Source organism: Serratia sp. BIGb0234 (assembly GCF_024809915.1).
In the GTDB taxonomy this organism is placed as follows: Bacteria; Pseudomonadota; Gammaproteobacteria; order Enterobacterales; family Enterobacteriaceae; genus Serratia; species Serratia liquefaciens.
This window is the reverse complement of record NZ_JANUEI010000005.1, coordinates 182,297-196,115: the sequence shown is the minus strand read 5'-3', so window position 1 is coordinate 196,115 and position 13,819 is coordinate 182,297. Positions and strand designations below refer to the sequence as shown.

At 55.7% G+C, this 13,819-nt stretch carries 12 protein-coding genes; 4 read left to right on the top strand and 8 right to left on the bottom strand.

The features are described 5' to 3' along the window. The first annotated feature begins 133 nt into the window (after window positions 1-133). From pvcA to M2407_RS18890, 3 genes are all read left to right on the top strand, one after another. On the top strand, window positions 134-1,099 hold the full coding sequence (gene pvcA, locus M2407_RS18900; protein WP_128865026.1) for an L-tyrosine isonitrile synthase: 966 nt from the start codon (window positions 134-136) through the stop codon (window positions 1,097-1,099). Window positions 1,100-1,189: 90 nt separating this feature from the next. Beyond that, complete coding sequence (locus tag M2407_RS18895; RefSeq protein WP_128865025.1) at window positions 1,190-2,053, top strand: TauD/TfdA family dioxygenase; 864 nt, start codon at window positions 1,190-1,192, stop codon at window positions 2,051-2,053. 20 nt (window positions 2,054-2,073) lie between these two features. After that, the gene (locus tag M2407_RS18890) at window positions 2,074-3,333 is read left to right on the top strand and encodes a glycosyltransferase (RefSeq protein ID WP_128865036.1); all 1,260 of its coding nucleotides are present in this window, start codon (window positions 2,074-2,076) and stop codon (window positions 3,331-3,333) included. A 45-nt stretch (window positions 3,334-3,378) separates the two neighbouring features. Here M2407_RS18890 and M2407_RS18885 read toward each other — a convergent pair whose 3' ends face one another. From M2407_RS18885 to M2407_RS18850, 8 genes are all read right to left on the bottom strand, one after another. Continuing rightward, window positions 3,379-4,158: an SDR family NAD(P)-dependent oxidoreductase gene (locus tag M2407_RS18885; protein WP_217331529.1), complete on the bottom strand. Its 780-nt coding sequence runs from the start codon at window positions 4,156-4,158 to the stop codon at window positions 3,379-3,381. A 40-nt stretch (window positions 4,159-4,198) separates the two neighbouring features. Further along, window positions 4,199-5,101 (bottom strand): dihydrodipicolinate synthase family protein, encoded by a 903-nt coding sequence (locus tag M2407_RS18880; RefSeq protein ID WP_116691307.1) that lies wholly within the window; start codon window positions 5,099-5,101, stop codon window positions 4,199-4,201. Next, window positions 5,101-6,813 carry a dihydroxy-acid dehydratase gene (gene ilvD / locus M2407_RS18875; protein WP_259219004.1) on the bottom strand — a complete coding sequence of 571 codons (1,713 nt, stop codon included), beginning with the start codon at window positions 6,811-6,813 and terminating at the stop codon, window positions 5,101-5,103. The genes M2407_RS18880 and ilvD overlap by 1 nt, the downstream gene beginning before the upstream one ends. A gap of 2 nt (window positions 6,814-6,815) precedes the next feature. After that, window positions 6,816-8,216 (bottom strand): MFS transporter, encoded by a 1,401-nt coding sequence (locus M2407_RS18870; RefSeq protein ID WP_259218907.1) that lies wholly within the window; start codon window positions 8,214-8,216, stop codon window positions 6,816-6,818. Between the two features lie 34 nt (window positions 8,217-8,250). After that, complete coding sequence (locus M2407_RS18865) at window positions 8,251-9,681, bottom strand: sugar porter family MFS transporter (protein ID WP_122077115.1); 1,431 nt, start codon at window positions 9,679-9,681, stop codon at window positions 8,251-8,253. 73 nt (window positions 9,682-9,754) lie between these two features. Next, window positions 9,755-10,402, bottom strand: a complete 648-nt coding sequence (locus M2407_RS18860) for a 2-dehydro-3-deoxy-6-phosphogalactonate aldolase (protein WP_122077118.1) — start codon at window positions 10,400-10,402, stop codon at window positions 9,755-9,757. Further along, window positions 10,399-11,301: a 2-dehydro-3-deoxygalactonokinase gene (locus M2407_RS18855; protein WP_142815943.1), complete on the bottom strand. Its 903-nt coding sequence runs from the start codon at window positions 11,299-11,301 to the stop codon at window positions 10,399-10,401. Before M2407_RS18855 ends, M2407_RS18860 begins: the two co-directional genes overlap by 4 nt. Window positions 11,302-11,401: 100 nt before the next feature. Next, complete coding sequence (locus tag M2407_RS18850) at window positions 11,402-12,133, bottom strand: FadR/GntR family transcriptional regulator (RefSeq protein WP_048762910.1); 732 nt, start codon at window positions 12,131-12,133, stop codon at window positions 11,402-11,404. 433 nt (window positions 12,134-12,566) lie between these two features. Here M2407_RS18850 and dapB point away from each other — a divergent pair, with 433 nt between their 5' ends. Continuing rightward, complete coding sequence (dapB, locus tag M2407_RS18845) at window positions 12,567-13,388, top strand: 4-hydroxy-tetrahydrodipicolinate reductase (protein WP_128865021.1); 822 nt, start codon at window positions 12,567-12,569, stop codon at window positions 13,386-13,388. Window positions 13,389-13,819: the final 431 nt, after the last annotated feature.

Here is a 13,819-nt window from a genome sequence, read left to right as displayed (position 1 = left end):
ATCTCTTCTATATTGCCTGAAGCAGATAAATCTCAGCAGTGAGTATTATTCCCTGGTGATGCCTCTTTTTTCGAAAAGTCTTATTGCGTTTGTGAATAAATCACCTGCGCCATAATCTGAACAGGAGTTAATTGTGGACAGTGCCCGTATTGAAAAAATATCGTTAAAGATCCTTCATGAGCTATTGCAATATCGGCGTCGTTTTCCAGGAATGGAAACATCAAACTCCGAGGAAGAGCTGCTCGTCACTCAGGTGCAATTGCCGCGAATCCGGGCATTCATTGAACAACAACGGCGGATTGAGTTTGTACTGCCGGCCTTTCCGACAAAATCACCCAATACCAATAAGGTGATCGGTGCGGTACCCGATATGGCGGAACGCTTATCGTTGATATTCCTTAATTCCCTCTGCCAGCGTATTCAGCTTTATTATCCGCCGGGTGCGCATATTGTCATCTGTTCGGATGGTCATGTTTTCGGCGATTTAATCCGCGTCAGTGACGATGCCATCAACCACTATCAGCGCGAAATTGAAACTCTGCTGCATGAGGTTGGGGCCACGCATCTGAGCGTGTTCAACCTGGGGGACGTGGAAGGGCTGGCGGAACACACCGACGACTACGACTTGCTGCGCCAGTTGCTGGTCGACGGTTATGCCGAATCGGAGTCGGCAATCAAACAACAGCTGATGGAAAGCGAGCAGGGGCTGCAACTGTACCGCGCCATTACCCGCTTCCTGTATGAAGACAGTCAACTGCCGGGCTACAGCGGCTCGAATGCCGCGTTGCAGAAAGACGCCAAGCTGCGTGCCTGCGGCGTGATCCAACGCAGCTGGGCCTGGGGTAATTTGCTGGCTCAGCATTTTCCGGCGGCGATCCGCTTGTCGATCCACCCGCAGCCTGCCGACAGTCTAAAAATAGGCATTCATATGATGCCAACCAAGGACGACTGGTTGACACCGTGGCACGGCGTCGCGGCCAACGTCAACGGACAGTTCGTACTGATGAAACGCAAAGACGCTCAGGAGTTAGAGGGCGAATTGGTGGCGATCCGCGGTACGCCAAGCCATTACCTGATTGAACAACCTCAAGTGGTGTAACGCGCCACCTTACGCCCGCTATCTTGGCGAGCGTCTTTTAACGGCACGGTTGCCGTGTGAGCAGCAAATTTGCTTCAAGGAGAGTCACCGATGGACAATCAACAATTGAACTGCCGTATTGAACTCAATAGCCCCTTTGGCGCCGTATTGACCCCTGAACACCCGGGGCAATCCATCAGCGAGCTGCCGGTAGCGGCGCTGCGGACGTTGGCACAGCAGCATCACCTGTTGGTGCTGCGCGGCTTCGATTCGGGTTTTACCGATCCGCGGGTATTGACCCGTTATGCCGGCAATTGGGGTGAGATCATGATGTGGCCCTTCGGCGCGGTGCTGGATGTGAAAGAACATCCAGACGCCAAGGACCATATTTTCGACAGCAGCTATGTGCCGCTGCACTGGGACGGCATGTATAAACCGACCATCCCGGAATTCCAGCTGTTTCACTGTGTAGCCGCGCCCTCGCAGGATGAAGGGGGTTGTACTACCTTTGTCGATACCACGCGCCTGCTGGCCAATGCCGATGAGTCGCAGCTGGCTCAGTGGCTGACGGTGTCTATCTCATACCGCATCAAGCAGGTGGTGCACTACGGTGGTGAGGTGTGTTCGCCGCTGGTGGTGACGCACCCGAGCGGTAGTGGGCTGATCATGCGCTACAACGAACCGCCGACAGAAGGGAAGAAATTCCTCAACCAGCATGCGCTGGAATATCACGGGGTGCCGGAAGATCAGCAGGAAGCGTTCCATCAGACTCTGCAACAGCATCTCTACGATCCGCGCCACTATTACGCCCACCAGTGGCAGCAGGGTGATGTGGTGATCGCAGACAACTTCTCGCTGCTGCACGGGCGTGAAGGCTTTACCGCCCGCTCGGCCCGCCATTTACAACGGGTTCATATACAGAGCAACCCGGTATGCGCCAATCTGGCGCTGAAACCGGCCAACGCAGAGGCTTAAAAGTTATGGCACGTATTCTGATGACCGCCGTGGCAACGCCCGGTCACGTCTACCCGATGCTGGGCATTGCCCGGCACCTGATTGCGCAAGGGCACCAGGTTCGGGTGATGACCGGCGCGTTGTTCCGTGAACGTGCGGAGGCGATAGGGGCGAAGTTTGTTGCCTTCGATCCCAAGGTCGATTTCGACTATCGCTATCTCGAGGAACACTTTCCGGAACGCGCTGCACTGCCGCCGGGCAATGTGCAGATGGCGCTGGCGTTGAAAGACTTTTTCGCCGCTCCAATCCCGTTGCTGAATCAACAGTTGCGTACGGTGATCGCCGCCGAGGCTACCGATCTGCTGATGGTGGAAAACTGTTTCTACGGGGTATTGCCGCTGCTGCAGGCGGAAGAACGCCCTCCGGTTATCGGTATCGGCGTAACGCCGCTGTCATTCTCGTCTGAAGATTCCATCTTCTACGGGCCGCGCATTCCTCCGGCGCTGTTACCGCGGGAGCTACGTCGCGAACAGCTGGTGGATGACGCCACGCGTGCCTTGATTGATGAGGTGCAGCAGAGTTTTGACGCCGCGATGACGCAATCCGGTGGCAGGCCGCTGCACCAACCCTTTAGCGATGCCTTGATCAGCGGTTGCGATCGTTTCTTGCAACTGGCGACCCCTGCGCTGGAATATCGGCGTGACGATTTGCCGGCCGGCGTGCGATTTATTGGCCCGTTGCGCAGCGCCCCGATACAACAGCCGAGCGAAGCCCTCTGGGATGAGACGGACCAACGGCCGCTGGTGATTGTCAGCCAGGGTACGTTGGCGAATGTCGATCTGCATCAGTTGATTGTTCCGACGCTGAAGGCGCTGGCACAGTTACCGGTACGGGTGCTGGCGACCACCGGGGGGCGTTCGGTCGACGGGCTGTTGGATCGGCTGCCGGACAATGCCAGAGTGCGAGAGTTTATCTCTTTCGAACGCTGGTTGCCGCAGGCCGCAGTGCTGATCACCAACGGCGGTTACGGTTCGATCAACTACGCGTTGGATCAGGGCGTGCCGTTGATTATTGCCGGTACCGGCGAGGACAAGCTCGAGGCGGCTGCTCGGGTGGTGGCAGCTGGCTGCGGCATTAATCTGCACACCAGCAATCCGGACGAATCGCAGCTGCGTCATGCCGTGCAGCAGATCCTGACGCAACCGACCTACCGACAGCACGCGGCATGGGTTCAGGCCGATTACGCCTGCCATGATGCGCTGGCGACTATTGCCGAAGAGGTGGCGGCGTTAACCGCTTGAGTCGCTTTTATCACGGGGGCTTCGGCCCCCTCTTTGTGTCTTCCGCTATCGGTCGTCGTCTTGCATAATGGCACTGCGTCCCCCATCCATCACAATTGTGGTGCCGGCGATAAATCCCGCACCATCGCTGGCAAGAAACAGGCATAAATCACCGACTTCCTCGGGGCGGCCAAGGCGACCGACCGGATGTTTCTTAACGGTTTTCTCTCGCGCCAGTTTGGCGTCAGTATGGGCGTCGAACCAGGCCTGATTGCCTTCGGTATCAATAAAGCCAGGGGCAATACCCAGCGTGCGGATCGTCGGACCCCACTCAATAGCCAGGCTTTGCACCAATGACAGCAGCGCCCGTTTGCTGATGTTGTAGGGCGCACAGCCAGGCATGGTGGAAAATGCGTGGTTGGAGGTGATCACCAGGATCACGCCATGGCTTTTGGTCAATGCCGGGCGGGCGCATTTCGCCAGATACCAGTGCGAGCGCAGGTTGAGATCGAAATTGTGGGTCCAGTCTTCTTCTTCGCAATCAATGCCTTTGAAGACGTTTTTCCCAGCGTTGGAAACCACGATGTCGATGCGTCCGCATTGTTGTTCAGCATTCGCGACAAAGCGTTTAATCTCGGCGGTCTGGGTGACGTCGACCGAAGAATAGAAAAAATGCTGTGGGTAATCGGCCAATAATTGTCGGGCCTGCGGCGCATTTTCCAGGCTGGGATAGGCGCAACCCATCACGGTATCGCCGTTAGCGAGAAAGGTTTTGGCGATAGCCAGCCCTATGCCCTGACTGGCGCCAGTGACGATGGCTACACGCCCGGATTGGTGGCGTAGCATATAGACCTCCGAAAGGGCCGCGATCAAGCGGCCGTCTTGGCTACAGAGAAAACTGGCTTAAAAACTGCGCGATCATAAGGTGATCATCAGCGGTCAGTTGCCAACCAGGGTGGCGACAGTAATCGGTAGCGATGATATTGCGTCGTTGCAGGATGGTCTTTTCGATCTGAATGATGTATTCGCAGTGGCTCATCCAGCGTTGGATGTAAGGCAACAATGCCTGATGCAGCCTATTCGCTTGTTCCACTTCACCGGCCTGCCAATGGCGATAAATACGCAGGTAAATCTCGCTGAACGAGCAACCCGGCATCACGCCTTTGCCGCCCGCCGCCAACATCTGCAACATATAAAGCCCGGCATAGCCGTTCAGAACGTTGGCCTGGGGAGCCAGTTGCAGAAATTCTTTGGTGTATTCCACCGGCGGATTACATTCAATTTTGAACACCGCATGGGGATAGCGGGCTGCCACGTCGGCCAATTGTTGCGGGGTGATCGGCAAACCGGTTTCACTCGGCGCGTATTGCACCATTACCGGGATGTCTACGGCCTCCAGAACGGCGAAAATGTGCTGCTGGATCGCCTGTGGGCTGGGTTGAAGGAAAAAGGGAGGCAGCAGCATCAAAGCGTCGGCGCCCAGAGCTTGATAATGACGAGCGCGTTTGACGGCGACTTCGCTGCTGTGATCGGTGACCGAGATAGCGCGAAACAGCGGGGCTCCTGCCAGTTCGCTGATAAATATCTCCGCCAGGCGTTCACGCTCAGGCTCCTCGAGCTTCGGGAATTCGCTGGCGATGCCAAACAGCGTCATTCCCTGAACGCCGGTTGCTGCCAGATGCTCCAGCAACTGGGTAAAACTCAGCGGGTCGATTTCGCCATTGGCCTTGAACGGCATGGCGACGATAGGGTTGACCCCTTCAATGTCGATAGCTTGGTAACGGCCCATTATTCCTCCTCCCGATCGGCCAGTACGGCACCCTGCGCAGCAGGTAAAGCCCAGCGACGATATAAACGCAGGAAGCCGCGCGGCACTTCTTTGTCCACGGGTTGCCAGTTTTGGCGCCGCTGCGCCAACATCGTCTCGTCAACGTGCAGCGTAAGAGTACGCGCGGGGATATCGATGGATATTTCGTCACCGTCTTGCACCAATGCCAGCTCGCCGCCGTCCACCGCTTCAGGCGAGATATGGCCGACAAACAGCCCGCGGTTGGAGCCGGAGAAACGGCCGTCGGTGATCAGAGCGCAACTGTCAGCCAGGCCCATGCCTTCCAGCGATTTCATCGGCTTATACATTTCCGGCATTCCGGGGCCACCTTTAGGCCCTTCATAGCGCAAGACCAGGGCGCTACCCTGCTTAATCTGGCCGGACATAATCGCCTCGACGGACTCCTGCTCGCTGTTGAACACCACGGCGGGCCCCCGGAAGCGCATCAAATTTTCCGGCACGGCCGCAGGTTTCACCACGCAGCCTAACGGTGACAAATTACCGTGCAGCACGGCAACGCCAGCTTCATTCCGCACCGGAATGGACAGGGTATGGATGACTTCCGGGCGGCGGCTTGGCCGGGTTTCCGCCAGCAGTTCCGCTTTGGTTTTGCCGGTGACGGTTAACGCATTGAGATCGAGCAGTTTGGCAATCTCAAGCTCTACTGCCGGTACGCCACCCGCGTCCCAAAAATCAATCATGTCATGTTCACTGGCCGGGTAGAGCGAGGCAACCAGCGGTACCTGGTGGCTCAACTCATCGAAGACGGACAGCGGCAGGTGGCCCAGTTCCGCTTCGTAATGAATGGCTTGCAGATGCAGGATGGCATTGGTGGAGCCGCCGGTGGCCAGCAGGTAGATCACCGCATTGCGGATCGACTCGGCGGTGATAATTTGGCGGGCATTGACGCCATTCAATACCAGTTCCACCGCGGTGCGCCCGGTTTCGATAGCGCACTCGCGGCGTTCGGCCGAAACCGCCGGCAGCGTGCTGCTGCCCGGCAGGCTCATACCCAGTACTTCACCGATGCAGCACATGGTGTTGGCGGTGCCGTACATAGTGCAGGAGCCCGGGCCGGGTTCGGCGATATTTTCGATATGGGCAAATTCCGCCTCATCGATTTCGCCACGCATCTTCCAACCGATGGCCTCGGTGACGATGTTGCCGTCCCAGTGTTTACCTTTATATTCAGCCGGGTACATCGGCCCGCCGTTAACCATGATGGCCGGAATATCCAGCCGTGCCGCCGCCATCAGCATGGCGGGGACAATTTTGTCGCAGGAGCCAAGCAACACCATGCCGTCGAAACGATGGGCACGCATCATCACTTCGATGGAGGCGGTGATCACTTCACGAGCGGCCAGAATGTAGCGCATGCCGAGATGCCCTTCGGCGATACCGTCACAGGGAGCGATAGTGCCGAACACCATGCCGACCCCGCCGGCTGCTTCAATGCCCTGCAATACCTTGGCCGTCAGCTCATTCAGATTGGCGTGGCCGGCCGTCGCGTTGGTATAGCTGTTGACCACGGCGATCACCGGACGGCGCAGTTGTTCGTCGCTGTGCCCCATGGATTTGTATAGCGCACGCTTCAGCGCGCCGTCATCGCCCTCCAGAATAGGGTTGAAATGCGAGCCGCAACCGCTGCTGCCACAGGTTCCACATCCGCTCATCATTAAAATCTCTCAGTGATATTTAAAGGATCCTCAGCGTCAGGCTGAGCAACATCTTGGTCATGCATGCCATGGGTTTTGCCGGGGGAGACCAGCTTGGCAGGCAGCATGAAAATCAACGGCGCACAGAGCAGCAGGAAGCCCGCCAGAATGTACAGGCCGCTGTCGGTCTGGCCGGTTTGATCTTTCAGCCAGCCGAGAACCGTGGGGCCGAAGAAACCCGCGAGGTTGCCGACAGAATTCACCAGAGCAATACCGGCAGCGGCGGCGGTGCCGGAAAGCAGGGTGCCGGGCAGGCTGATGTAGGTAGGGATCAGCGCCAGGGTGCCGGACATCGCTACGCAGATCCACGTCATCATCCAGAAGGTGGAGCCGCTGCAGTAAGCGCTCAGCGTCAGGCCGATACAGCCAATCACTGCCGGAATGGCAATATGCCAGCGACGTTCCTGTTTCAGATCGGAATGGCGGCTGTTCCATATCATAAATGCCGCGCCAAACACGTAGGGTAGGGCTGCCAGCAGGCCGATTTGGAGATCGTCGCTGATACCCGAAGTCTTGATGATGGAAGGCAGCCAGAAGCTGACGCCGTAATAACCGACGTTGAAACTGAAGAAAATCAGCGCCAGCAACCAGACATAGCGGTTAGCCAGCATCTCTTTCAGGCTGTGGGACGCTTTGCCGTTCGCCGCCCGATCCCGGTTGGCACGATCCTTGGCCAGATCGGTTTGCACGATCTGTTTTTCTTCGGCGGTGAGCCATTTGGCTTCGTCCACGTTGTTATCCAGGTAACGCAGTACCACAAAGGCCAGTACGAAAGAGGGAATGGCCTCGACCAGGAACAGCCACTGCCAGTTGTGTAAACCGCCGACATTTTCGAACAGTTTGAGGATCAAACCTGAAAGCGGGCTGCCGATAATCACCGACAGTGGTGTAACCAGAATGAACAGCCCCAGCGTGCGGGCGGAACGCCATGAAGGGAACCACAGCGTTAAATAGAACACGATGCCGGGGAAAAAGCCGGCTTCGGCCACGCCAAGCAGGAAACGCAATACATAGAAGGTGGTTGGCGTGGTGACAAACATCATGGCCGCGGACAGGATCGCCCAGGTAGCCATGATGCGGGCAATCCAAAAACGCGGCCCGAAGCGTTGCATCAGCAGGTTGCTTGGCAGCTCGAAAATAAAATAGCCGATGAAGAATATGCCGGCGCCCAAGCCATAAACGGTATCGCTGAAGCTCAGGGCATCCTGCATATGCAGCTTGGCGAACCCGACGTTAACGCGGTCCAAATAGGCGAAGAAATAGCACAAAATCAGGAAAGGGATCAGACGGCGAGTAATTTTACCGTACACCCGCGTTTCAGCGGCCTGTTCCGCCGTTGGATTTTCCGTGGTCAGCTTCATGATGGTTTCCTCTGATTTATTTTTATTAGCCGGGTTATGCCGGCGTATTCAAGGAATGGTCGGTAGTCTTGGGCTGGGGTGGCCTGCCTATATGGCGCAGGGAGGCACCCTGCATCAGATTTTTTTCGATGCATTCAAGGGAGATATTTTTGGTTTCCGGTACGAAACATAACGTCAGTACGATGCATAGCAGATTGAGTAGCGCGTAAAGCCAGAAAGTCCCGGCGCTGCCGAGGTTGTCGATCAGCGTCAGGAAGGTGGCACCAATAATCATGTTGGCAATCCAGTTGGCCATGGTGGAGCAGGTGACGCCAAAGTCTCGTCCGGCCAGCGGTTGGATTTCGGAGCACAGTACCCAAATCAATGGGCCGGCACTCATGGCGAAACCTATGATAAAGATCAGCAGCACCGTCACTGCGGCGTATTGTTCCGTGGGATTGCCGATGCCGATATAAAACATATAACCGAGCGTCGCCATGCAGATTGCCATCAGGCTGAAGCCGAGTTTGAGGATCGGTTTACGACCCCAGTGATCGACCAGCGCGATCGCGATAAAGGTGGCCAGAACATTGGTCAGGCCTGCTATCACGGTGCACCACATTTGCTCGCGGGTGGTGGCGAAACCGGCGATTTCAAAAATCTTGGGGGCGTAATACATGATGATCGTCATGCCGGTGAACTGCTGCATAAATTGCAGCAGAACGCCCAGGTAGGTGGAGCGGCGGAAGTGCGCATTGTGGCGAAACAGCTGCCAGCCTCGTTGCTTCATTTGCAGGCTTTCACGGATTTGGTTGAGTTCGTCGCGAGCCTCGGCATCCGAATTGCGTAACAGTTGCAAGACCTTGCCGGCCAATTCACCGCGCCCCTTCATCGCCAACCAGCGTGGGCTTTCCGGCAGTGTCAGTACGCCGATAAATAGCACCAGCGCCGGGAAGGTGATGATGCCCAGCATCCAGCGCCAGTGTCCGCCAGCACTGAATGCGGTATCAGACAGGAAGGCGGCCAAAATTCCGATGGTAATCATCAACTGATAGAGAGAAATCATGCTGCCGCGAATGCGCTCTGGAGCGATTTCCGACAGATACAGCGGCGCAGTGAACGAGGCTATGCCCACGGCTAATCCCAGGATAAAGCGGGAAATCACCAGCACTTCTAGATTTTGGGCCACGGCGCAGCCGATCGAGCCGACGACGAACAAAACCGCACCTAACAACAAGCTTTTTTTACGGCCCAAATGGGAGGACATAGGCCCGCTGCTCAGGGCCCCCAGCGCGGCGCCGAACATCATGATGCTGACGACGATTTCCTGCTGTTGGCTCGAGAGGCTAAATTCGTTTGCCAGGAACGGCAACGCACCGGCGATCACCCCCATATCCAGGCCGAACAGCAAACCGGCTAACGCGGCAAGAAAGCAAACCTGTAGGGTTTGGCGGTTTGTTTTTGCGGGAATAGATGATTTATTCATAACAACACCTTTTAATTCAATGCGTTATATTTATTTTTATACAAGCATCGGCAACGTCGCAGTGGGCAAATAGCTATTCCACGCAATGTTGCCAGGCGGCCTGATAGGCCAGCGCGCGTTGACGTAATGCCGCCAGGCTGATGCCGGGTTGATAGAGTCCGCCTCCCAGCCCAAACCCGTTGCTGCCCGCCTGGATATAGGCGCGCATCTGCAGGGGATCCGGTTGGATCCCCCCTACCGGCAAGCAAACCAGCCTTTGGGGAAGCACGACACGCAGCGCCTTGGTTACCGCTGGGGTAATACTTTCTGCCGGGAACAGCTTCAATCCGCTGGCTCCGGCGGCAAGGGCGCAGAAGGCTTCGGAAGGGGTGGCCACGGCGGGCATGCTGATCAGATTCAAATAACGGGAATGGCCGATCACCGCGGCGTCGGTATTGGGAGAAATAATCAGTTGTCCCCCGGCTTTGGCCACCTCTTCAACCTGCTGGACGTTCAGGACGGTGCCAGCGCCGACAAAACCCCTGTCGCCGACGGTTTTCCTGATCACGCGGATAGAGTCGTACGGGGTGGGGCTATTAAGCGGTACCTCCAGAAAGCGGAAGCCGCAGTCCAGCAGAATTTCGGCGACGGGCTCAGCCTCCTCAGGCGTGATGCCACGCAAAATAGCGACCAGGGGGAGCGGCTGTTGCTGCCACTGTTGGAGGAAGATCTCTGGGCTCATTGGGCGGTTCCTTGTAGTAGGGGATACAGTTGACTTAATCCGTTGATAAAGCAGCTATCGCCATCCGTGGCGCGCAATGACAGGCCCAAGGGTTCCGCCGCCATTTGGTAGCGCGCAACCAGCGGGGGGCTGGCGACAACCCAGATGGGCTGGTGCGCGGGCAGCGCCTGAAGCTCATTACCGATCAACAAGCCGGAAAGGTAGCTGTGTATATTTGCCGCGGCGATTTCACCGCTGAGGCGGCGGGTACGTGCCGAGAAAATCAGGTGGCTGAGGGGGGCACCGCTGCGTGCCGTATCGGCCCCGAGGATGAACGCCTGCGCGTCCTCCTGTTGTTCCGGCAGGGCGTTGCCCAAAATGGAGTGCCGGCAGAGCAACGAGAACAGTTCGCCGGTCATAAAGGTTGAGAAGTGGCCGATTTCTCCCTGATTCAACTGAACATGCTTGCTGTGGGTTCCGGGTAAAATTGCCAGGCATTGCGCCGCTGGATGTCGTCTGGCCAAACCGAGCAGCTGCACTTCTTCTCCTCGCATCACTTCAGGCTGCTGAGCCAGCCCCAGCCCCTGAACGCCGGGAATGATCCACGCTGGGCTACCCCAGTCAGTGGTGAATTTCATGGCCCCGGCCGCCAAACTTTTCATGCCGCACGGCTGGGTTATGTAGGCAACCTCATGCCACCCCTGTTGTGATCCCACCATGCCGGCCATGACCACCGGCAAAGCGCCATGTTCGACTAACCAGGGCTGTAATAAGGTATGCAGGGTGTCGGCAAACCGGTTTTTTTCCACGGCCAGCAACCCGCAGGGATGGCTGAGGTTACTTAGGCATTGCTCCCCACACATTAAAAAAGCGCGGAAGTTAGTGGTGCCCCAATCGATACCAATCCAGTTGTTATTCATTCAGGTAATACAAACCATTCAGTCTTGTCATACAAGAATGCTAGAGCGAAAATTGCTCAGGATCTGTGAGGGCGATCGAAATTACAGCAAAGAGGGATTTTTAGAGGATGTGGGCGAACATTTCCGGTTGCTGCTGCCAGTGATTCTTTTTGGCCGCATTGAGCAGAATGACACGCATGCGCTGGCGTGCGGTTTCTACCTGTTTGAAGCGAATGGCCTCCAGCAATTGTTGGTGCTCTTCAACCGCATTTTTGGTCAGCCGGATATCTTCTTCCAGCGTTTGCTGGAAAGAGAGCGCCATGGCCGCGGAAAGTGCGCTGCCCAATGAATGCAAAAAAGGATTGTGGCTGGCGCCCAGCAAGGCAAGGTGAAATGCCATATCGCCCTGCTCGAAGAGTTGGCGACTGGCCTGCTGTTGCCCTTGTGACATGAGTTTGCAAGCATCTTCCAGCGCGGCCAGGTCATGACCGGTGGCGTTAACGGCCGCTAATGCCGCGATATTCGGTTCAAAGATCAGACGGGTAACCATCAATTGTTCGACCAGTTGTTGGTCGAGACTGCCTTCCGCCAACCAGCTCAGTACGTCAGGATCCAAAAAGCTCCATTGCTCGCGGGCATTGACGGTACTGCGCTTCTTGGCCTGAATGGAGACCAACCCCTTCGCCGCCAGCACCTGCAACGCGTTACGTACCGAAGTGCGTGAAACCGAATACTGCAAGGCCAATTCATTCTCCCCCGGCAGCGACAGCCCAGGCGGCAGATCGCCACTGATGATGCGGCGGGCCAAATCTTGCGTCAGGGTTTCCGATATGGTGGTTTGCGCGGTTTTCATCCGTGGTTCTCAGGTAATTAAAGCGGCAGTTGCGCCCTATACTAAGCTAAGCGGCGTGCGGGTGGTACCTGTGCCGGTTTGAATGAAGAAAACGAGCGTTTTTTCATGCAAATTTCACCGGTTCAAATTGCATGTTTATGTACAATCGTCAATGGGCGTTGATCGGCCTGATTGTTAACCCATTGACAGCATTACTGATGAAAAGTGGGGGATATCATAATTTTCTAATTATGAAATGAATCCTCTGGCGATGATAGGACGAGGCAGTTACCCTGAACCGATATACCCGTCATACTTGAAGCTGTATCTGTGTTGACTGCGCTCACTTACCCGAATCACTTACTGAAGTAAGCTCATTGGGATAAGCTCGCTTGCCGCCTTGATACAGCTCCAATTATTTAGGGTAATGAAATCAATCAACAAGAGAGCAAGTATGACTGATTCACCCATCCGCATTGCGATTGCGGGTTCCGGCGGCCGTATGGGCCGCCAATTGATCCAGGCGGTACATCAGGCGCAGGGCGTGGTTTTGGGGGCGGCAGTATCGCGCCCAGGTTCAAGCCTGATTGGGACCGACGCCGGTGAACTGGCGGGCATTGGTGCGCTGGGCATAACCGTCAGCGACAGCCTGGAAAAAGTGGCCGACGATTTCGATATCCTGATCGACTTCACCCGTCCGGAAAGCACCTTGGCGTACCTGGCTTTCTGCGTTGAGCACAAAAAAGCCGTAGTGATTGGCACCACCGGTTTCGATGATGCGGGTAAGGAAGCCATCCGCGCCGCAGCTGGGCAGATTGGCATCGTTTTCGCCGCCAACTTCAGCGTGGGCGTGAACCTGGTGTTAAAACTGCTGGAAAAAGCCGCGCAGGTGATGGGCGACTATACCGATATTGAGATTGTTGAAGCGCATCATCGTCATAAGGTAGACGCTCCTTCGGGGACGGCTTTGGCGATGGGCGAGGCGATTGCCGGCGCGCTGGGGCGCGATCTGAAAGAGTGCGCGGTGTATGCGCGTGAAGGTTATACCGGTGAACGCGATCCGAAGAGCATTGGCTTTGCCACTATTCGCGCTGGCGATATCGTCGGCGAGCACACCGCCATGTTCGCCGACATCGGTGAGCGGGTAGAAATCACCCATAAGGCCTCCAGCCGCATGACTTTTGCCAGTGGTGCGGTTAAGGCTGCGATATGGCTTAAAGGCCATGATAAAGGTCTGTTTGATATGCGTGATGTGCTCGGTTTAGACCAGTTATAATTGATTTGTATGCCATCGTGATGTGGCTGTATTAATCATAGTGCTATGATTAACGGACAATAATTTTATTGTCCTTTTTTTTAACATGATAAATATGTGTTTGAGGTTGTTTTTATTGGTTGATTGCTATTTTTGGTGGTTAACTTTTAATTTATGATGCTTTTTCCCCTTCCAACGTATCTCTTGCCTGGAAAAGTGCCCTGGGAATTGTGATTTTCTGTCTTTAGAGCTCGCAACCGTTTACTCACCCGAGTTTAGACGTGTTTTTATGGCTACTGACCCCATTAAACGCCGAGAAGTGCAAAAATAAGAGAAAAAATGGCGCTTTGGGTAGACAAGCGGAGCACTCATCATTAAAATGCGCCCAATTTGCCAAAAATTGACCTTGAGGGCGGTTTTTGCATTGATTTAGATCGTGATATCTGAATTAA

Bases quoted from the DNA above. Each gene is read 5' to 3' on its own strand.
- M2407_RS18895 (WP_128865025.1), top strand. From the start codon at position 1,190: ATGGACAATCAACAATTGAACTGCCGTATTGAACTCAATAGCCCCTTT.
- M2407_RS18890 (WP_128865036.1), top strand. From the start codon at position 2,074: ATGACCGCCGTGGCAACGCCCGGTCACGTCTACCCGATGCTGGGCATT.
- M2407_RS18885 (WP_217331529.1), bottom strand. From the start codon at position 4,158: ATGCTACGCCACCAATCCGGGCGTGTAGCCATCGTCACTGGCGCCAGT.
- M2407_RS18880 (WP_116691307.1), bottom strand. From the start codon at position 5,101: ATGGGCCGTTACCAAGCTATCGACATTGAAGGGGTCAACCCTATCGTC.
- ilvD (WP_259219004.1), bottom strand. From the start codon at position 6,813: ATGAGCGGATGTGGAACCTGTGGCAGCAGCGGTTGCGGCTCGCATTTC.
- M2407_RS18870 (WP_259218907.1), bottom strand. From the start codon at position 8,216: ATGAAGCTGACCACGGAAAATCCAACGGCGGAACAGGCCGCTGAAACG.
- M2407_RS18865 (WP_122077115.1), bottom strand. From the start codon at position 9,681: ATGAATAAATCATCTATTCCCGCAAAAACAAACCGCCAAACCCTACAG.
- M2407_RS18860 (WP_122077118.1), bottom strand. From the start codon at position 10,402: ATGAGCCCAGAGATCTTCCTCCAACAGTGGCAGCAACAGCCGCTCCCC.
- M2407_RS18855 (WP_142815943.1), bottom strand. From the start codon at position 11,301: ATGAATAACAACTGGATTGGTATCGATTGGGGCACCACTAACTTCCGC.
- M2407_RS18850 (WP_048762910.1), bottom strand. From the start codon at position 12,133: ATGAAAACCGCGCAAACCACCATATCGGAAACCCTGACGCAAGATTTG.
- dapB (WP_128865021.1), top strand. From the start codon at position 12,567: ATGACTGATTCACCCATCCGCATTGCGATTGCGGGTTCCGGCGGCCGT.